At 71.4% G+C, this 19,362-nt stretch carries 17 protein-coding genes; 5 read left to right on the top strand and 12 right to left on the bottom strand.

What is annotated here, in order from left to right; translation table 11 throughout:
* Positions 1 to 225 precede the first annotated feature (225 nt).
* Positions 226 to 1,077, bottom strand: a complete 852-nt coding sequence (locus AB0P08_RS06210) for an endonuclease domain-containing protein (RefSeq protein WP_363588825.1) — start codon at positions 1,075 to 1,077, stop codon at positions 226 to 228.
* 388 nt (positions 1,078 to 1,465) lie between these two features.
* On the opposite strand from AB0P08_RS06210, the gene AB0P08_RS06205 reads away from it, so the two are divergent.
* Positions 1,466 to 2,107 (top strand): pentapeptide repeat-containing protein, encoded by a 642-nt coding sequence (locus AB0P08_RS06205; RefSeq protein WP_363588823.1) that lies wholly within the window; start codon positions 1,466 to 1,468, stop codon positions 2,105 to 2,107.
* Here AB0P08_RS06205 and AB0P08_RS06200 read toward each other — a convergent pair.
* The 11 genes from AB0P08_RS06200 to AB0P08_RS06150 form a co-directional block, all read right to left on the bottom strand.
* Positions 2,097 to 3,605, bottom strand: a complete 1,509-nt coding sequence (locus AB0P08_RS06200; protein ID WP_363588821.1) for an ATP-binding cassette domain-containing protein — start codon at positions 3,603 to 3,605, stop codon at positions 2,097 to 2,099. The genes AB0P08_RS06205 and AB0P08_RS06200 overlap by 11 nt on opposite strands.
* Positions 3,602 to 4,414 (bottom strand): ABC transporter permease, encoded by an 813-nt coding sequence (locus AB0P08_RS06195; protein ID WP_363588819.1) that lies wholly within the window; start codon positions 4,412 to 4,414, stop codon positions 3,602 to 3,604. Before AB0P08_RS06195 ends, AB0P08_RS06200 begins: the two co-directional genes overlap by 4 nt.
* Positions 4,411 to 5,355, bottom strand: coding sequence for an ABC transporter permease (locus AB0P08_RS06190; protein WP_363588817.1), 945 nt, complete (start codon positions 5,353 to 5,355; stop codon positions 4,411 to 4,413). Before AB0P08_RS06190 ends, AB0P08_RS06195 begins: the two co-directional genes overlap by 4 nt.
* 46 nt (positions 5,356 to 5,401) lie before the next feature.
* Positions 5,402 to 7,015 (bottom strand): ABC transporter substrate-binding protein, encoded by a 1,614-nt coding sequence (locus AB0P08_RS06185; RefSeq protein WP_187661712.1) that lies wholly within the window; start codon positions 7,013 to 7,015, stop codon positions 5,402 to 5,404.
* An 84-nt stretch (positions 7,016 to 7,099) separates the two neighbouring features.
* Positions 7,100 to 8,626: a serine hydrolase domain-containing protein gene (locus tag AB0P08_RS06180; RefSeq protein ID WP_363588815.1), complete on the bottom strand. Its 1,527-nt coding sequence runs from the start codon at positions 8,624 to 8,626 to the stop codon at positions 7,100 to 7,102.
* Entirely contained in the window at positions 8,623 to 9,336 is a 714-nt protein-coding gene (locus tag AB0P08_RS06175) for a type 1 glutamine amidotransferase (RefSeq protein ID WP_363588813.1), read from the bottom strand. The genes AB0P08_RS06180 and AB0P08_RS06175 overlap by 4 nt, the downstream gene beginning before the upstream one ends.
* Complete coding sequence (locus AB0P08_RS06170) at positions 9,333 to 10,463, bottom strand: dipeptidase (RefSeq protein WP_363588811.1); 1,131 nt, start codon at positions 10,461 to 10,463, stop codon at positions 9,333 to 9,335. Before AB0P08_RS06170 ends, AB0P08_RS06175 begins: the two co-directional genes overlap by 4 nt.
* Positions 10,447 to 11,334 (bottom strand): aminotransferase class IV, encoded by an 888-nt coding sequence (locus tag AB0P08_RS06165; RefSeq protein WP_363588809.1) that lies wholly within the window; start codon positions 11,332 to 11,334, stop codon positions 10,447 to 10,449. Before AB0P08_RS06165 ends, AB0P08_RS06170 begins: the two co-directional genes overlap by 17 nt.
* A gap of 31 nt (positions 11,335 to 11,365) precedes the next feature.
* Positions 11,366 to 12,514 (bottom strand): o-succinylbenzoate synthase, encoded by a 1,149-nt coding sequence (gene menC / locus AB0P08_RS06160; RefSeq protein WP_363588807.1) that lies wholly within the window; start codon positions 12,512 to 12,514, stop codon positions 11,366 to 11,368.
* Entirely contained in the window at positions 12,511 to 13,200 is a 690-nt protein-coding gene (locus AB0P08_RS06155; RefSeq protein ID WP_259954571.1) for a MurR/RpiR family transcriptional regulator, read from the bottom strand. The genes menC and AB0P08_RS06155 overlap by 4 nt, the downstream gene beginning before the upstream one ends.
* Complete coding sequence (locus AB0P08_RS06150; protein WP_259954569.1) at positions 13,197 to 13,973, bottom strand: hypothetical protein; 777 nt, start codon at positions 13,971 to 13,973, stop codon at positions 13,197 to 13,199. The genes AB0P08_RS06155 and AB0P08_RS06150 overlap by 4 nt, the downstream gene beginning before the upstream one ends.
* 93 nt (positions 13,974 to 14,066) lie before the next feature.
* On the opposite strand from AB0P08_RS06150, the gene AB0P08_RS06145 reads away from it, so the two are divergent.
* The 4 genes from AB0P08_RS06145 to AB0P08_RS06130 all read left to right on the top strand — a co-directional run bounded on the left by AB0P08_RS06145 (position 14,067) and on the right by AB0P08_RS06130 (position 19,362).
* A complete protein-coding gene (locus AB0P08_RS06145; protein ID WP_363588805.1) occupies positions 14,067 to 15,215 on the top strand; it encodes a M20 family metallopeptidase in 1,149 nt (382 codons plus the stop codon).
* Between the two features lie 314 nt (positions 15,216 to 15,529).
* Positions 15,530 to 17,335, top strand: a complete 1,806-nt coding sequence (locus AB0P08_RS06140) for an ABC transporter substrate-binding protein (protein WP_363588803.1) — start codon at positions 15,530 to 15,532, stop codon at positions 17,333 to 17,335.
* Positions 17,336 to 17,407: 72 nt separating this feature from the next.
* Positions 17,408 to 18,451: an ABC transporter permease gene (locus tag AB0P08_RS06135; protein ID WP_363588801.1), complete on the top strand. Its 1,044-nt coding sequence runs from the start codon at positions 17,408 to 17,410 to the stop codon at positions 18,449 to 18,451.
* The gene (locus AB0P08_RS06130) at positions 18,448 to 19,362 is read left to right on the top strand and encodes an ABC transporter permease (RefSeq protein ID WP_363588799.1); all 915 of its coding nucleotides are present in this window, start codon (positions 18,448 to 18,450) and stop codon (positions 19,360 to 19,362) included. Before AB0P08_RS06135 ends, AB0P08_RS06130 begins: the two co-directional genes overlap by 4 nt.

Below are 19,362 nucleotides of genomic sequence, written 5' to 3'. Positions count from 1 at the left end.
CTCGACAAGCTCAGAGACCCACGGACCACTCTCACTGCGGCTGTGACGGGCCTGCCCCGCTCGGTTCTACTGAGTCCGTCGCCGGACCGTTCTTCCGAGAGCTCCCCGGTGATGGCCGGATCGATGCTCGTGTGCCCATTGTACGCGTGCTCCTCCCCCCGCGGATTCTCTTCGACGTCGCAGGAACCGGAGCCATCCCTGCGACCAGGGGCGGAATCTGCGACATCACGCCGTGCGGGCACGATGCAGTCCCTGGGCGACGGCGCGCATGATGAGGTCCTGCACCGCGGGCCACTCGTCCATCACCTGGTGATAGCCGAGACGGATGACGTGGAAGCCGCGTAGCTTCAGCTCCGCATCGTGACGGTTGTCCTGGTCGCGCTGGGCTCCGACATGGGTGCCGCCGTCGATCTGCAGCACGAGCCGCTCGCCGATCAGGACGTCCACCCGATGCCCGGCGATCCACGTCTGGAAGCGCAGCGGGAGACGGAGCCAGCGCAGTCGCACGCGCAGGTAGGTCTCGAGTCCCGCATCCGCGAACGGCAACGCCTCGGCCAGGAGCCGCCGCCCGCGCGGTCCCCACGGGAGGCGGAGCAGCCTCTCTCGATCGACGAGCCCCTTGTTCAATGCCGACTCCCAGGTCGCGAGCGCCTGTTCGTACGGCTCGCACGCGGACACCAGGCTCAGCACGTTCTCGATCGGGTCCTCCAGGGCATCAGGATGTCGCGGGACCAGGGGCCGAGCCCAGTGCACGCGCGCCTCCGGTGGCTTCCCGCCCCTGCTGCCCGGGCTGGCGGCCAGGTGAAGGAGCGGTCTCTCGTCGTGCACCCAGATCCCGAGGCGCCGCGCCTGCGTCACGCAGGTCATCAGAACACCGTGCTGCGCCGCGGTCACCCGAAGCGGATCCGCATCGGGCAGCGCCACCCACCCGACCCGCACCCGGTGGATGATCCGCTCCGCCACCGCCGTCTCGAGGTCGTACCGGCTGACCCCGCGTTCCCGGAGCCGCTCGACCCTCGCGACTCCGTCGACCTCGCGCATCGCCTGCAGCAGCCGCGCCCGCCTCATCCCGTTCATGCCCCTGATACTGCTTCCGGCCCCCTCCCTCGTTCCCTGCCTCGGCCAGCTCCTCCCATGCCCTGTGCACAACTCCCCCACTCCCCCTCCTGTGCAGCCTGAGTCCCTCTCCTCCCTTGCGCCGCCCGACGTCGCAGATTCGCGCCCATGTCGGACGTTCCCGCGGAGAACCTGCGACACAGCGCAGATCAGCGAGCTCCTACAGGATGAGTCCCAGAGCCCCGGAGCCGAGGCAGGGGCGAGGCAAGGCCGGGGCGAGGTCGCAGATCGGGACTCCCGTCGCAGGGGCTGCGAGGGAGAGTGCGAGGCAGCGAGGATCTGCGACGTCGTACCGGAGCGGGAAGCACGCAGGAGCGGGGGTGTCGGAGGGAGGACATAGCCTCGGAGGATGCCGAAGTCCCCGAGTGCACCCCGAGTCTCCGCGCCCGACCTGCCACCGGTGCTGGAGCCTCGCGTGGCCGCCCGCCGCGCCGATCTCCTCGCCGCCGCGCTGGAACTGACCGGCACCGTCGATCTCTCCTACGCCACGCTCGAGCAGTGCGCGGTGCAGGCTGACGCCGACGGCATCGACCTCACCGGGGCCACGCTCCTCGACGTCGACCTCCCCGACCCGCGCATCGCGTCGCTCCGGATGCGGAACGCGAGCATCCGTCGGCTCCGGATCACGGGCGGCCGCATCGGGACCCTCGACCTCAGCGACGCCCGCGTGGCGGAGCTCGAACTGCGGGACGTGCGCATCGACTATCTCAACCTGGGTGCCGCCCGCGCCGAGGACGTCGATGTCGTGGGATGCGCCGTCCGCACGATCGACATCCCGCAGTCGGAACTCACGCGCGTCCGGTTCCAGGCCACGCGCAGCGACGAGGTCGACCCCCGGGGCCTGCGCGCGAAAGACCTCGATCTCCGCGGCCTCGACGCGCTCTCCTACCTCGACGTCCAGAGCCTCCGCGGCGCGACCCTCTCGTCCCTGCAGGTGCAGCAGCTCGCGCCGGTGATGGCAGCGGGACTCGGGATCGTCGTCACGGACTGACGGGGCCGCTCGCGGCGAGCAGCTCCCGGGTGAACGGATGCTGCGGGGCGGCGAACACCTCAGCCGTGCGCCCCTGCTCCACGATCCGGCCGTCCTGCATGACCAGGACGTCGTCCGCGACCGCGCCGACGACATCGAGGTCGTGCGAGACGAAGACCATCGTCAGCCGCCGTTCCTCCTGCACCCGTGCGAGGAGCCGGAGCACCCGCTCCCGCACCGACGGGTCGAGGGCGGAGACGGGCTCGTCCAGCACCAGCACGTCCGGGTCGGCGGCCAGCGCTCGGGCCAGAGCCGCCCGCTGCCGCTGCCCGCCCGACAGCGCCGCCGGTCGTCGTACCGCCAGACTCTCCTCGAGCCCGACCTCGGCGAGCAGCGCACGCACCCGTGATCGACGCGCGCCGCGCGGCACGCCTCCCGCCTCCAGCGCCTCCTCCAGCGACCGCCCGACCGTCCAGCGCGGGTCGAACGCCCCGAGCGGGTTCTGATGCACCAGCTGCACCCGCGGCGCCCCGGCCCAGCGCAGCTCTCCGGAGGTCGGGGTCTCGACGCCCACCATCATCCGTGCGAGGGTCGTCTTGCCCGACCCGGACTCGCCGACGATGCCCAGCGTCCGGCCGGTGGGCACCGTGAACGACGCGTCGACGACGGCCGGCACCCCGCCGAACGCCTTGGACACTCCCTCCGCGACGAGCATGACCCCAGGGGACGCCGTGCGCTCCTCCCGCGGCTCGTGCATCGTCGCCGCGATGAGCTGCTGCGTGTAGGGGTGCTGCGGGGCAGCGAGCACCTCCGTGACCGGCCCGGATTCCACGATCCGGCCGTCCTTCATCACGAGCACCCGGTCCGCCACCCGCCGCACGGCGGCGAAATCGTGACTGATGAAGACCACGGCGGTGCCGTCGTCGACGATCTCCCGCAGGAGCACGAGGATGCGGGCCTGCACCGTCGCATCCAGGGCCGTGGTGGGCTCATCCGCGACGAGCACGGCGGGGTTCCCGGCCAGCGCCGAGGCGATGAGTGCGCGCTGCCGCAACCCTCCGGAGAGCTCCTGCGGACGCTGCCGTGCACGGCGGTCGGGGTCGGGCATCCAGACCCGCGCGAGGAGGTCCCGGACGCGCGCGGCGACGACCGCCCGGCCGCGCGCGAGGCGGTGCAGCCGCAGCGGCTCCGCGATCTCGTCCGCGATCCGCCGCAGCGGGTCCAGCGACACCAGCGCGTCCTGGGAGACGAGGCCGATCCCGGTCCCTCGTATCCGCCGCCAGCCGCGCTCGGTCAGGGCGGCGGCGTCCACCCCGTCGATGCGGAGTCGGTCGACGGCGACATCGGCTGCCGGCGGAGTGAGGGCGAGCAGAGCGCGGGCCGAGAGCGACTTCCCGGCCCCCGACTCCCCCACGATCGCGACGCACTCGCCGGCCTCCACAGCGAACGACACGCCCTCCACGACGGGAGTCCCCGCGAAAGCGATCCGCAGCTCCTCGACCTCCAGCGCCGCACTCATGCGTCCCTCCCGTCCGCCCGAGCTCGGAGGATCCGTCCGATCACGGTCGCACACACCACCGTCAGTGTGATCGCGAGACCGGGGAAGACCGACACCCACCACCCCTGTCCGAGCACATTGCGACCGCCGGCGAGCATGAGGCCCCACTCAGGGGTCGGCTCGGACGGCCCGAGACCCAGGAAGCTCAGTCCGGCGGCGGCGAGGATGCTCGATCCGATGCCGATGGTCGCCAGCACGCTCAGCGATCCCAGCACCCCGGGCACGACGTGGCGGCGGAAAGCCCGCAGCGGCGGTACGCCCAGGATGCGGGCGGCCTCGACGTGCTCGGCCACGCGCAGCGTCCTGGTCTGCACGCGGGCGAGCCGCACGTACACGGGCGCGGCCGCCAGGGTCACCGCGATCGCGATGTTCACCGGCCCCGGTCCCAGCACGGCCACCACGACGAGCGCCACCAGGAACTCGGGGAACGCCATGAGGACGTCGTTGATGCGCATGAGCGTGACGTCGACACCGCGCGGAGACATGCCGGCGAGCGCCCCCACGAGCAGGCCGGCGGCGAGGGCGATCGCGGTGGCGAGCACCCCGATCCCGACCGAGCGCCCCGCGCCGAACACTACGCGGGAGTACACGTCACGGCCGCTCTGGTCGGTACCGAAGAGATGCTCGGCACTCGGCGGCAGCAGCGCGGCCCGCACCTCGGTCTGCAACGGATCGTGCGTGGCGAGCAGTCCCGGCCACAGGGCGGCGACGGCGATCACGGCCAGCACGGCTGCGGCGGCCCCGAGCAGGAGCCGCTGCCCCCGACTCATACGGCGCCTCCCGACCGGGGCGCGGCGACGCGCGGGTCGATCAGCGGGTGCACGAGCTCCACCACCACGTTGATGACGACGAAGACGAGAGCGCTCAGCAGGATGATGCCGGTGAGGACCGGGAGATCCCGGTCGTTGATGGCGGCGAGGGTCACCCGCCCCAGGCCGGGGCGGGCGAACACGGTCTCGACGAGAACCGCGCCGCCGAGCACCGAGCCGGTGAGATAGGCCGCGAGGGTGACCGCCGACGCGGCGCCGTGCCGCACCCCGTGCCGCAGCGTGAACCAGGTCGGCCCCGCGCCACGCGCGCGGACCGTCTCCGCGAACGGCATCCGCTCCGCCTGCATCAACCCGTCGCGCAGCACCTGGCTCAGCAGCGCCGCCACCGGGAGGGCGAGCGTGATCGCCGGCAGCACGGTGGTCGCCGGGTTGCGGGTGCCCGAGACGGGGAACCACCCCAGTCCGAACGCGAAGACGCTGAGCAGCAGCAGCCCGATCCAGAACACCGGCGAGGAGAGCACCACGAGCTCGACGCCGGCGGCGATGGTGCGCCCGACACGGCCCCGCACGAAGAGGGCGACCGCGAGAGCGAGCACGACGGCGATCACCAGGGCGAGGGCGGACAGCTGCACGGTCGCCCCGAGCTGCCGTCCGATGACCTCCGACACCGGAAGCCGCAGCTGGTACGACTCGCCGAGGTCGCCGCGGGCGAGCTGCCCGATGAAGCCGACATACTGCTCCAACGGCGGACGGTCGAGGCCGAGGTCGGCGCGGATGCCGTCCTTGACGGCCTCACTCACCTGCGCCTGCGGGCCCAGCATCACCGAGACCGGGTCGCCGGGGATCACCCGGAAGGCCAGGAATGCGACGGTCGCGGCCCCCCACAGCACGATGACCACCGAGGCCACGAGCCCGAGGGCGCGGCCGAGCACCGCCTTCACGGTTCGATCACTCCGCCCGCTCCCTCGAAACGACGGCCGCCGGATGTCAGCCGAGGCTCACATCGTAGAAGAGCGGCCGCCCGTAGAGGTCGTAGTCCAGACCCTGCACGCGCTCGCCGACCGCCGTGATCGCCGAGGGGCTGTAGAGCGGGACGATGGCCGTGTACTCCGCGTTCCACTGCTGCAGCTGCGTGTATAGCTCGTTGCGGGCGTCCTGATCACTCGACGCGACGGCCTCTTCCAGGAGCGCGTCGATCTCCGGATCGCTCACCTGCGAGGCGTTCTGGAAGCCGTCGGTGTGCAGGTGCGCACGGAGGAAGTCGGCGTCCACGCCGGAGAAGCCCCAGTCGGTGAGGTCGAACGTCTTCGGCTCGTACTGTGCGTTGTAGGCGCCGGGCTCCAGCTCCTCGCGCTCCACCTCGAAGCCGATGGCCTTGAGGTCCGACTGGATCGCGTTGGCCAGCGCCGCGCGGTCATCCGGGACCGGGGTCCAGGCGATCCACCGCACGGACAGGCGCTCGCCGTCCTTCATGCGGATGCCGTCCGCGTCGCGCTCCGTCCAGCCGGCCTCGTCGAGCAGGGCGTTCGCGGCGTCCTGATCGAACGGCCAGGAGTCCTCCAGCGACGCGTCGTAGCCCGGGGTCGTGCTGCCGAGGACGCTCCACGCCCGCGGGAACTGCCCGAAGTAGATCTCCTCGACCGCCGCGTCGACGTCGATGCCGCGGGCGAACGCCTGCCGCACCTTCTCGTCGGCGAAGACGCCGTACTTCTCGTTCAGGTAGAGCGAGTAGGGCAGTCCCGGGTACTCCACCGAGTCGACCGTGACGCCGGCGTCGTCGAGACCGGCGACCTGGTTCGGCGGGATGTTGCTGGCGAGGTCGGCTTCGCCGCTCTCGATCACTCCCGTGCGGACCGACGCCTCCGGCTGGATCTGCACGCGCAGCGTCTCGAACGCCGGGGCCTTCGCCTCGTGCGGGCCCCAGGCGTAGTCGTCGTTGCGCGTGTAGACGATCTCCTGGTCGGCGGTGTACTCGGTGAGCACGAACGGCCCGGTGCCGACCGTGACGTCGGGGCCGCCCGCTTTGAGCTTGTCGGCCGACTCGGCGAGCACGGCCGGCGAGTAGAAGCCGAGCTGCGGGGTGCTGGCCGCCTGGAGGAACGGCGCATACGGCTGCGTGAACGAGACCTTCACCGTGTGGTCGTCGACGACCTCGGTGCCGGCGTAGAAGTCCGCACCGAGCATGCTCGATGCCTGCGCCGACGCCGTCTCCGGGTCGACGATCCGGTCGAAGTTCGCCTTGACGGCCTCCGCATCGAACGGCTCGCCGTCCGTGAAGGTCACGTCGTCGCGCAGCGTGAAGGTGTACTCCGTGCTGTCCGGCGAGACGTCCCAGCTCGTCGCGAGCCACGGGCTGAACGTGCCGTCGTCCTCCTGGAACACCAGGGAGTCGAGCACCGCGCGCTGCACCATGCCGGAGACGTCGAGCTGGCTCACCTGCGGGTCCATGTGCCCCGCGGACAGGTTCGCGCCCTCGATCGACCAGACGAGCTCACCGCCGTCGCTCTCCGTGGACGGGCCGGCGCACGCGGTCAGCACCAGGGCGGTGGCGGCGGCGAGCGCGGCGAGGGGAAGGAGGCGACGCACAGGGGTGGCGGGCATGAGGATTCCTCAGAACGGACGGGTCGGGATGCCTCCATCCTAGGGCGGTTTTTTGGACCCGGTCGATCTGTGCAGGTCGCGGTATCAGAGCGACGGCAGGACGACCAGGTGCCGCTCGGTCGCTCCGGCTCGCTCCCCCTCGACCCGTGTCTGCCCTGGCGCGACGACCGCCGCGCTGAGCCCCTGCACGCGAGGCTCCGGCAGCCCGACCAGCCGCACGTCGACGAGGAGGTCGCCGCGGTTCCCCGCGATCCGCCAGCGCAGCTCGGCCTCCGTCGCCGCGGCCACCACGCGATCGGGGAACGGGTCCTGCTCCGCGCGGAATCCGCCGATCTCCTGAACCTGTGCCGCCAGCCGGGCATCGCGGACGTCGGCCGGGATGTCGTCGAGCACATGGTCGGCGAGGAACGGATACGTGGCGGCGGGCCGTCCCGAGCGGATCGCGACGTCGAGAGCCTGCGCGGCGGCGACCGTCTCCGCCCACGGGTGCAGGACGGCGGAGGGGGCGTCCGTCCGTTCGAGCAGCTGCTGGAGCGCGGCGCCTGCGATCCGCCGGGCGCCGAACTCGTCGGAGTTCCCGAAGGCGACGACGCCGATGCCGCTGGCCGCGTGCCAGCGCATGTGCGCCGAGAATCCGGGAAGACCGCCGGAGTGCTGCACGATCCGCCCGAACCGCCGGTCGTCCTCGACGAAGAGGCCGTAGCCGTAGCCGGCCCCCGCAAGGTCGCGCCCGTCGAACATCGCCGACGGCACCGGGATCGGGGTGCGGGCCTGCTGCAGGTCCCGTCGCGACGCCGGAGCCAGCACGTCGGGCGCCAGCGGGTCGTCGGTGAAGGCCGAGCCGAGGAACCACATCCATCTCGCGATGTCGTCGACGGTGCTGAACATGCTGCCGATGCAGCCGAGCGCGCCCGACCCCACGAACGGCTCGGGGCGGAACGTGGTGCCGTCGTCGAACGTCCGGAACCCGCCGGCCAGCGTCTCCGGCGCGAAGCCGTCCGACACGTGTGCCGTCCGGCGCAGCCCGAGGGGCTCGAGCAGGGTCTCCCGGATCACGTCCTCCACCGTCTGCCCGGTCACCGCTTCCACGACGCGGCCGAGCAGCGACTGTCCGAGGTTGGAGTACTGGTAGACGGTTCCCGGCACGGCCGCGAGAGGCACCCCGCCCGCGAACAGGGCGGCGATCTCGGCCCGGGAGGCGCCGAGGTGCCGATCCACCCAGGCGTTGTCCTCCCCTAGACCCGAGCGGTTGGAGAGCAGCAGGTCGCCGGTGACCTCGACGTCGGCACCGCGGTGCCGCAGTCGGACATCGGGCAGGTAGGTGCGGATCGGCGCGTGGAGGTCGAGCAGACCGCGGTCGCGCAACGAGAGCACGGTGGCGGCGAGGAAGCTCTTGGACATCGACGCGATGCGGAAGACGGTGTCCCGCGTCGTCGGGGCCTCATCGGCGCGGGGATGGCCGTGGGTGAGCACTGCGCGGACGCGCCCCCGTTCGGCCACCGCGGCGATGGCGGCCGGGGCGGCACGACGTGCGCGCCCGTCCAGGCCGTGCTGGAGAGCTTCTGCGGCGGTCTCCGTCGTGACGAGGAGACCCGCATCCGCAGGCGTCACGCCGGGACCTCGGCGCGCACCTCGTCGGCGAAGGCCTCGATGAGCGCGCGGCTGGCCGCGGTGTTGTGGTCGTGCACGCGCTCGGCGGCGGCGATGAGGGCGGGAAGCGAGCGTCCCTCTCCCCGCAGCGCCGCGTCGTCCCACCGCGCGAGGTCGGCGGCGGAGGCCTCGGGGTGGAACTGCACGCCGCGCACCCGCGCCCCCAGACGGAAGGCCTGGTTCTCGACGGCCGCGCTCGACGCCAGCAGCACCGCGGCGGGAGGGAGCCGCGTGATCATGTCCTGATGGTTCTCGATCATCGGAGCCTCGTCACCCAGCGCCGCGAAGACGGCGTCCGTGCGTCCGGCCGGGGTCGGACGGATGGGGGTCGCGCCGCGTTCGATGGGTCCGGTCTTCTCGGCGACCTCACCGCCGGCCACGTGGGCGAGCAGCTGACCGCCCAGGCAGATGCCGAGGGTGGGGAGGTCGCGGTCGATGGCCTCCGCGGCGAGCGCCCGCTCTGCCGCGAGCCATGGCGCGCGGTCATCGTCGTCCGGCATGAGCCCGCCGCCCAGCATCACGAGTCCTGCGTAGCCGTCCAGGGAGGTGGGCAGCGGCTGCTCGGCTCCCACGATCTCGTCGACGTCGATCGCCTTCTCCCGCAGCCAGGTGCCGAGGCGACGCGGGCCGGAGCTCGCCGAGTTCACGATCACGAGGACGCGCGGGGTCACAGCGCCCCCTCCCGCATCGTCGTGTCGACCGCCGGCGCGAGTGCGGCCGCGGCGGGCTCTCCTGCGCTGCCCGCGAGGAAGGCCTCGTGGTCGGGGTCGGAGGCCTCCAGCACGCGGAGGACGTTCTCGTGGGCCGCCGCTCGGAGGTCGTCCTCCGACCAGCCGCGACGCCGCAGCTCGGCGAACAGGGCCGGGTACCCCGAGACGTCGCCGAGACCGTCCGGCATCGCATCGGAGCCGTCGTAGTCGGCACCGATTCCGACCGCATGCGCGCCGGCCACGCGACGCACATGATCGAGGTGATCGGCGACGTCGGCGACACCGACGCGCGGGGCCTCTCCCTCTCCCCCGGCCTCCCACCAGTCGCGGCGGGCCTGCGAGACGAACGTGGGCACGAACGGCACCATCACGACGCCGCCCTGCCCGCCGATCGCGGCGAGCACGTCGTCCGGCACGTTGCGGGGGTGGTCGCACAGGGCGAAGGCGCCGGAGTGGCTGACCATCACCGGGCGCGTCGTGACCTCGAGCGCGTGCCGCATCGTCGTCGGAGCGACGTGCGAGAGGTCGACGAGCACACCGATGCGGTTCATCTCGCGCACCACCTCGCGTCCGAAGTCCGTCAGACCGCTGTGGCGCGCCTCGTCGGTCGCGGAGTCCGCCCAGGCGATCGTCCGCGACCAGGTGAGGGTGAGATACCGTGCGCCGAGACGCGCGAACTGCCGCAGCACGGCCAGCGATCCGCCGAGCTGGTCGCCGCCCTCGATGCCGATGAGCGAGGCGATCCGCCCCTCGGCCATCGCCGCACGCACGTCGGCCGCCGTCCGAGCGATCGCGAAGCGCTGCGGGTGCGCGTCGACGAGCCGGCGCACGAAGTCGATCTGCTCGAGCGTGGCCACCACCTGCTCCGCACCCTCCAGCACGGGATCGACCCACACCGACCAGAACTGGCCGGCGACACCGCCCGCGGTCAGTCGCGGCAGGTCGGTCTGCGTGGCCGCCACCGACCCGGCGAGCTCCGCGACCCGGTAGCCGAGCAGCGTCCTGCTCGCCCAGGCGAGATCGTTGTGGCCGTCGATCACCCGATCGATCGGCAGGTCCTCGTCGACCATCTCAGTCCTCTCGTCCATCCAGCACCGCGTTCATCCGCGCGGTGAGAGCGGGGTCCACGCGGCGCGCGACGCCGTCCAGCTCCCGCACGGGAACGGCGCCGCGCGTGCTGGAGCAGAGCCACAGCGTCTCCGCCCGCTCCAGATCGTCCCGCACCATCGGACCGATGCGGGAGGGCATGTCGGCGAGTCCTGCGAAGACGTCGGCCTGGGTCGTCCCGGGGAGCACCCCGTGCTCGGGCGGTGGCGTGACCAGCGTCCCGTCGAGCAGCGCGATCAGCGTCGACCGCGGCCCTTCGAGCACGAAACCGTCGGCGCTGACGAAGATGACATCGTCCGCGCCCCGGCTCCGCGCCTCCCGCAACGCCGCCTGGTTCACGGCGTACGCGAGGGATTTCGCCCCCTGCAGCAGCCAGGGCGCCGTCGCCATGACGTCGTGCCGGTACCCACGGTCGAGCACCACCGCGGAGACGCCCCGCGCGCGGACGGCCTCCGGGTCCTCTCCCGCGAAGCCCAGCACCCACCCCGTCGGTCCGGCCGGGTCGATCTCGTCCCCGCGGGTCATCGCGAACTTGATCGAGGCGATCTCCCCCTCGCGGAGCACTCCGGGACGGGACACCTCGACGGCTGCGCGGCGCACCGCCCGTGCCCACCGCTCGCGGCGTGGCACGGGCAGCCCCAGGAGCTGCGCCGAACGCTCCAGCCGCGCGAGGTGCGCGTCCAGCGCCTGCGGCCTGCCCCCGCGCACCACGGCGGTCTCGAACACGCCGTCGCCGCGGGTGACGCCGAGGTCGGTCGCCCGGATGATCGGATCCCGCGGGTCGACCGGGTGGATCCCGTCCTCCTCGCCTTCGTCGGCGAGATCGAGCCGGTACAGCAGCAATGCACGCATGGGATTCCGCTCTCGCAGATTCGGGGGCCGGTCAGCCCGCGGTCAGGACGGCCTCGGGGGCCTCGGCCGCGGAGGAGTCGAAGACACGGGACGCGTCACGGGCGATGCGCTCGGCGAGCACCTCGTGTCCGATCCCCGGTCCGGTGGGGACGGTGACCCGGCCCGCGACGGCCGTCACCGGAGGGGCGATGATGTCGGACTCGTAGTACTTGTCCGAACCCGACACGTCCGACGGGAGCAGGAAGCCCGGGAGCGAGGACAGCGCGACGTTCGCGGCCCGCCCGACGCCGAACTCGTGCATCCCCCCGCACCACACCGGGATGCCCGCATCGCGTGCCACGTCGTGCGCGGCGCGGGCGACGGTCAGCCCGCCCATCCGCGACACCTTGATGTTGAGGACCCGCCCTGCACCCAGCCGGATCATGGTCCGCAGGTCGCCGAGGTCGACGACCGACTCGTCCAGGCACACGTCCGTGTCGAGCCGCGCCTGCAGATCGGCGTGGGCCACGAGATCCCGCGGCGCGAAGGGCTGCTCGATCATGGTGAGCGCCTCACGGTCCAGGCGCCTGAACACCTCGGCCGCCCGGTCGTCATCCGCGTAGGCTCCGTTCGCATCCACGTGGAGGTCGAGGTCGGGGAAGGCACCGCGCACCGCGCGCACGGGTTCCACATCCCACCCCGGAGCGATCTTGAGCTTGACGCGCGGGTAGCCGGCCGCGCGCTGCAGCTCGACCTGGGCGAGCAGCTCGTCGAGCGACGGCTCGATCCCCAGCGACACCCCGGCGACGACCTCGTCGCGCGTCCCGCCCAGGGCCGCGGCGAGCGCGATCCCGCGCATCCGGGAGGACAGGTCCCACACCGCTCCGGAGAACCCGGCCTTCGCGAACTCATGCCCGCGGACGCGTGCCCACGACGCCTCCAGAGCCGCCGGCTCGTCCCCGTCCGCACGGAGCAGCGCGGGCACGAGGTAGCGCGTGGCGATCTCCCACGCGGTGACCGTGGTCTCCGCGCCGTAGAACGGATCGCTCGGCGACGCGATCTCCCCCCAGCCGGTCTGCCCGTCGGCATCGGTGACCTCGACGAGCACGTGCTCGATGCCGGACTTGCGGTGCGAACTCGTCTCGAAGCTGTGACGCAGCGGCTGTCGAAGGGCGAACAGCCGGACGCGGACGACCCTCACGCGTCCTCCTCGGTGCGGGGGCGCGGCGTCTCGGGGCCGTAGAGACCCAGCCGTGCCACCAGCCGGTCCCGTTCGGCCAGCCGCCTCCGCGCGCCCTTCGCGCTCGCCGTGGTGAGCGCACTGAGCAGGTGGCACACCGCCGCGACCGGGGTCGGGGAGTCGGCATACGAGGCGGATCCGGTGCGCACCCGGATGAGCGAGGTCGCGATCGATGCGAGCGGGGCGTCCTCACTGTCCGTGATGACGACGAGCTGGCCGCCCGCCTCGTGGAAGAGCCGCCCGAGCCGCACGGTCTCCTCGCGGTAGCGCCGCAGGGAGAACGCGATGAGCACGTCGCTGGCCCGCACGTCCGTGAGCACGGTGAGCGGCTGCAGCGCGTGCCCGTCGACGAGGAACACGTTCGACAGCGTCGCCGAGAGATCCGCATTGAGCAGTTGCGCGTACGCCGCCGCCTTGCCCTCGCCTGCCACATACCGTCGTCGGGCACCGAGCAGCAGCGCGGCGGCCTGCGGGACCTGGGCCGATCGGCTGAGCTCCTCGAAGGTCTGGGCGAGCGTGCGCTGCTCGGTCTCGATGATCCGCGCCTGGATGCTCTCGGCGGAGAGGTTGGTACGGATGCGCTCGCCGTAGCGGTCCCGCGGAGAGACGAGGTCGCGATCCTCCTGGTCGTGGTCGTGGTCGTTCATGCCGTGCCCTCCCCGGGTGTCGCGCGGTAGACCGCCGTGTCGTCGTCGAGGCGCACGGCCCCGACGAGGACGTCCCCGCGGCGGAACGCCGCAGTCATCGTCCGCTCCAGATCCCGCCGCAGCACCGCACGATCCTCGGCGTCGAGCTCGCCGGGGCGGGTCGGGATCGCGATCCAGGTGCCGCCGTCCGCCGCCACGGCTCGCCCCCAGTCGTCCGGCCCGAGCTCAGGCGGGACCGGGAGGGTGCGGCGGGTCGGGTGATCGGCGGCGTCCAGATCCCAGGAGACCACCAGGCGGTCGGTGTCGGGACGGGCGTAGTAGTCCCGTTCGTACGCGATGCCGACGGCGCCTAGCGAGCTCAGGTTGAAATGGGCGTTGCGCGAGAGCAGCGGATCGAACGTCCACCGCATCGTCCGCTGCCCCCAGCGCAGAGCCACCGCGCGCTGCGCGAACTTGAGTGCCTGGCCGACGCCCCGCCCCTGGTGCGCGGCGTCGACGGCCGCCGCCTGCGAATAGTGGAACGACGCACCGGCGGTGTCGCAGCCGGCGAAGCCGTAGGCGAATCCGATCAGCGTTCCGTCGTCGGCGAAGGCGCCGACCGCGGAACCACCGTTGCGGGCGAGGGCGGTGAGCAGGTTGGCGTTGAGCGCGTACTCGTTCTCCGTGTAGGCGAAGACGCGGGCGTACAGCGCGGCGGCCTCACGGAACTCGGCGTACTGGGTGAGTTCGCGGCAGCCGTGGGCGACACCGGCGGCCACCGAAGAAAGAGGCACGATACGTTTCCTAAGATCGAGAAGTCCTGCTGCTCTGAGCGATGCTATCGGCGGGTTGCGGGGTGATCAAGGGGCAAGATACGGTTCGTAACCGTGACGACTCCTTCGGCAGTGCGCGACGCGGACCATCCTTCCGACGACATCATCGCACTCGTGCGCGAACTCGTGCTGCTCGAGACGCCGAGCCGCGACGTCGAGGCGAGCGGCCGTATCGCCGACCTGCTGTCCGCGTGGTTCGCCGGCGTCGGCGGCACCGTCCAGCGGGTCCCGCACGAGCTCGGGACGGATCTCGTCATCGACGTCCCCGGCGCCGGAGACCCGGTGCTCCTCATCGGCCACACCGACACCGTGTGGCCGGTCGGCACGCTGGCGCACGACCTGCCATGGAGCGACGAGGGCGATGTCGTGCGCGGCCCCGGCTCCTACGACATGAAAGCCGGCATCGTCGTGATGCTGGAGACGCTGCGCCGCCTGCAGCCCCTGCCGCTCGCACAGCGGCGGGCCGTGCGGATCGTGCTGGTCGCGGATGAGGAGATCGGCTCGCCGGTCTCGGGCCCTCTGCTCGCGGAGCGGGCTCGAGGTGCGGCCTGCGCCATCGGGTTCGAGTCCCCGCATCCCGACGGCGCCCTCAAGGTCGGCCGCCGCGGCAGTGCCCGGGTGCGCATCGCCGTCACCGGACGCGCGGCCCACGCCGCGCTCGACCCGGAGCACGGCGTCTCGGCGATCGACGAACTCGTCGACCAGCTCCTGCGGGTCCGCGCGATCGTCGCCGACCCGGATCTGCCGAGCCCGGTGCTCTGCAACGTCGGGGTCATCGACGGCGGGGCCCGCACAAACGTGGTGCCGGCGCAGGCCGCGGCCGAGATAGGACTCCGCTTCCTCGACCCGGACTCCGAGGAGCGCGTCCTCGCCGCTCTCCGCGGTCTGACCCCCGTGCGCCCTGGCGCCCACGTCGAGGTCGCCGTGCTCAGCGCCCGACCCGCCTGGCGTGCCTCCGCGGCGGACGCCACCTTCCTCGAGCGGATCGCCGAGGCCGGGGCCGCGCTCGGTCAGCACGTCGACGGCCGCCCCGCGGCCGGCGCGGGCGACACCAACCTCCTCGGCGGCCGCGGGCTCCCGACGGTCGACGGCTTCGGCCCGCGGGGTGGCGGCGCGCACGCGGTGGACGAGCACTTCCTGCGTTCCTCCCTGCACGAACGCATCGCCCTCCTGCGCGCCGTGCTCACCATCCCGACGGAGTGACGATACGATTCCGATTCCCATGCCCGAGCGGAACCGACCCGGGATACGTTCCGGATGTCTGGGACGTGTGACCACCGTCCGCCTCGGCGATCTCTCCGGGCGCATCCTGGCATCCGCGTGTTTCCGCTGTGTTACACCCCCTCGACGGCCGGCGATCTTTCGGGGTGGCGACACTTTTCTTCCGCGATACGCATCGAATGTCTTGACCGGGCGGCCGTCTTCCGCTTGCATGGTCAGCACCGACCCGGCTTCACTGTGGATCCGGGCGGCGCCCGAAGGGACCTTCCATGCGTCTTGCCCCCCGCTCCAGAACCGTGCGAAGTCTGACCGCCGCCGCGATCGCCTCCGCGCTCCTCCTCGCCGCTCCGGTCGGCGCCGCCCAGGCGCAGTCCGCCAGCGCCGCCACCGAGTCCCCGGCGTCCGAGACGACGCTCCGGATCGCCACCTCCGGATTCGTGGACACGTTCAACCCGTTCATCTCGATCTATCTGACGCCGACGAACATCATCCGGTACGTCTACGAGTCGCTCGTGCAGAACGACGCCGAGGACGGCTCCCCCACGAAGGGCCTCGCGGACTCCTGGGAGGCGACGGACGGCGGCCAGACGTGGACCTTCACCCTCCAGGACGACCTCGTCTGGTCCGACGGTGAGCCCATCACCTCCGCCGATGTGAAGTACACGTACGACCAGATGATGACGGTCCCCGCCCTCGGCACCGCCAACGGCAACCTCGTCTCGAACTTCGACACCGTCGAGACCCCCGACGACAAGACCGTCGTGATCACCCTGAAGACGCCGCAGGCCCCGAACCCCGGCTCGGAGATCCCGATCGTCCCGAAGCACATCTGGGAGGCGGTCGACGACCCCACCACCTTCACCAACGACGCCGACGTCGTCGGCTCCGGCCCGTTCGTCCTCGACAGCTACTCGGCCAACCAGTCCATCGTGCTGAAGGCGAACGAGAACTTCTGGCGCGGCGCCCCCAAGATCGACGCGATCCAGTACGTGTACTACACGAACTCCGACGCCCAGGTGCAGGCGCTCAAGGCGGGCGACGTCGACCTCGTCACCGGCCTCACACCGACGCAGTTCTCGGCGCTCGACGGCGTCGACGGCGTCACCACGCACTCCGGCGAGGGCCGCCGCTACCACTCGATCAGCATCAACGTCGGTCAGCAGACGCGCGACAACGTGCCCTACGGCACCGGCAACGCCGCGCTGAAGGAGCTCGAGGTCCGCCAGGCCATCCGCCTCGGCACCGACACGGCCACCCTGCTCGACAAGGTGCTGGACGGCGAGGGCACGCTCGCCACGAGCTTCATCCCGGCGTCCTTCCCGAAGTGGCACCTCTCCGACGACGACGACGTGATCGTCGGCTTCGACCCCGAGGCCGCACAGGCGAAGCTCGACGAGGCCGGCTGGGTTCCCGGCGCGGACGGCATCCGCGAGAAGGACGGTCAGCGCCTGAGCCTGCGCCTGCTGACGGATGCGGACGATGCCAACGAGCAGTCCATCTCCGACTTCTTCGTCCCGTGGATGAAGGACATCGGGATCGAGATCGCGGTCGAGTCCACCGACTCCGACACGATCAGCGCGAAGGCCACGTCCGGCGACTACGACCTGTACTTCAGCGGCTGGTCGGTCAATCCCGACCCCGACTACCAGCTGGGCATCAACACCTGCATGAATCTGCCGACCGCGACCGACGGCACCGGCGGCACCACGCAGGACGGGTACTGCAACCCGGAGTTCGACGAGATGTACGCCGCGCAGCGCTCCGAGATCGACCCGGAGAAGCGCCAGGAGATCGTGCACGACATGCTCGCGCTGAACTACACCGACACCGCGCAGGTCGCGACCTGGTACGCCAACTCGCTGGAGGCCTACCGCTCCGACCGCTTCACGGGCTTCACCCTGCAGCCGAAGGACGGCGGCATCATCGCCAACCAGGCCGGCTACTGGGGCTACCTGACCGTCGAGCCCGTCGAGGGGGCGACCGCCGGCGGCACCGGCACGAACACCGGACTCATCATCGGAGGCGTCGTGGTGGGGGTGGTCCTGATCGGAGGACTCATCTTCTTCCTGATCCGTCGCCGCAACATCGCCGACGTCGAATGAGTCCGGCGAGACGCCGCGGGTGGCGGGCTCCCGCCCCCGCGGCGTCTCCCGGTCCGCTGTAAGGAGACCCCCATGTCCAACGCGGTTCCCCCGTCCACCTCCGCCATCGCGACGAGCGCCGCGGCCGAGGAGCAGCCGAAGGGCGTCGGCGCCCTCCGCTACTTCCTGGTCAAGCTCGGCGGCGCGGCCATCAGCCTGGCGATGGTGATCCTCCTCGGATTCTTCGCCTTCAAGATCCTGCCGGGCGATCCGGTCGCCTCGATCGCCCGTGAGCGCGGCATGAGCGCCGAGCAGGCCGACCAGCTGCGCGAGCAGCTCGGTCTGAACAAGCCCCTGTGGCAGCAGTTCGTCGACTACCTCGGCAACGTGTTCACCCTGAACTTCGGCACGAGCTACGTCTACCGCACCTCCGTGTCCGAGCTCATCGGCCAGTACTTCTGGAACACGATCCTCCTCACCGGCACGGCGGCGATCATCGCGATCGCGCTCGGTCTCTGGCTCGGGCAGAAGGCGGCCTGGAAGCACGGCTCCACCTTCGACCGCATCGTCTCCGGCACCTCGCTCGTGTTCTGGTCGGTACCGACCTTCTGGCTGGCGCTGCTGCTCCTGATGGTCTTCGGCGGCACGCTGCACTGGTTCCCGACCGGAGGCATGGTCTCCCCCAACCCGCCCACCGATCCGGTCGGCGCGGTCCTGGACGTGATCTCGCACATGGTGCTCCCGGTCATCACGATGGTCGCGGTCGTCTACGCGCAGTATCTGATGGTGATGCGCAGCTCGCTCCTCGAGGAGATGGGCGCCGACTACCTCACGACCGCGCGGGCCAAGGGCCTCAGGGAAGACCTCGTCCGCCGGCGGCACGCCGTCCCCAACGCCCTGCTGCCGACGGTGACGCTCGTCTTCATGCACATCGGCGGCCTCATCGCCGGGGCGGTCACGGTGGAGACGGTGTTCTCCTGGCCCGGGCTCGGGAAGCTGACCTTCGAGGCCATCTCCGGACCCGACCTCCCGCTCCTGCAGGGCACCTTCGTGGTGTTCTCCACGATCATCATCGCGATGAACCTCATCGCGGACCTCATCTACCGTCAGCTCGACCCGAGGGTGAGGCGCGCATGACCACAGCATCCCCGACCATCCGTTCACCCCGTGCTCTGGCGTGGCACCGCCGCGGCACCGCGTTCGTCGACTTCTGCCGGCAGTTCGCCCAGCACCGGGCGGGCATGGTGGGCCTCGTGTTCCTCCTGATCGTGGCCCTCATCGCGATCTTCGCCCCCGTGATCGCCCCCGCCAACATGCTCGACGTCACGAAACTCGTCGACGTGCAGCGCTTCGCGCCGCCGTCCTGGGAGCATCCCCTCGGCACCGATCATCAGGGTCGCGAGATCTGGGTCCGCATGGTGTGGGGCGCCAGGGTGTCCCTGCTCGTCGGCCTCGCCGCCACGGCGATGTCGATGATCATCGGCACTCTCGTCGGCCTCTCGGCGGGCCACTTCACCGGCTTCTTCGGCGGGCTGATGATGCGCATCATCGACTTCTTCCTCGTGCTGCCGTCGCTGATCCTCGCGATCGTGCTGTCGTCGGTGCTGAGCCGCGGCGTTTGGACCATCATCATCGCGATCGGCCTGACCTCGTGGGCCGGTACCGCCCGCGTCGTCCGGGCGCAGACCCTGTCCGTGGAGTCGCGCGACTACATCGAGCGCTCCCGGGCTCTCGGTGCGGGCCACTGGCACATCATCATGAAGCACCTCCTGCCCGGGGTGCTCCCGCTCGTGCTCGCCAACACGACGCTGACGGTCGGCTCGGCGATCATCTCCGAATCCACCCTGGCGTTCCTCGGCCTCGGCGACACCACGCTGCAGTCCTGGGGCTCGATCCTGAAGAACGCGATGGACGTCTCCGCGGCGACCAGCGGCTACTGGTGGTACGTGCTCGTGCCCGGCATCGCCATCGTCCTCGTCGTGCTGTCGTTCACCCTGATGGGCCGTGCCGTCGAGAACATCACCAACCCGACGCTGAGGAGCCGCTGA

It is taken from the genome of Microbacterium meiriae, assembly GCF_040686935.1.
GTDB classification, from domain to species: Bacteria; Actinomycetota; Actinomycetes; order Actinomycetales; family Microbacteriaceae; genus Microbacterium; species Microbacterium meiriae.
This window is presented reverse-complemented; position numbering and strand designations above follow the sequence as displayed.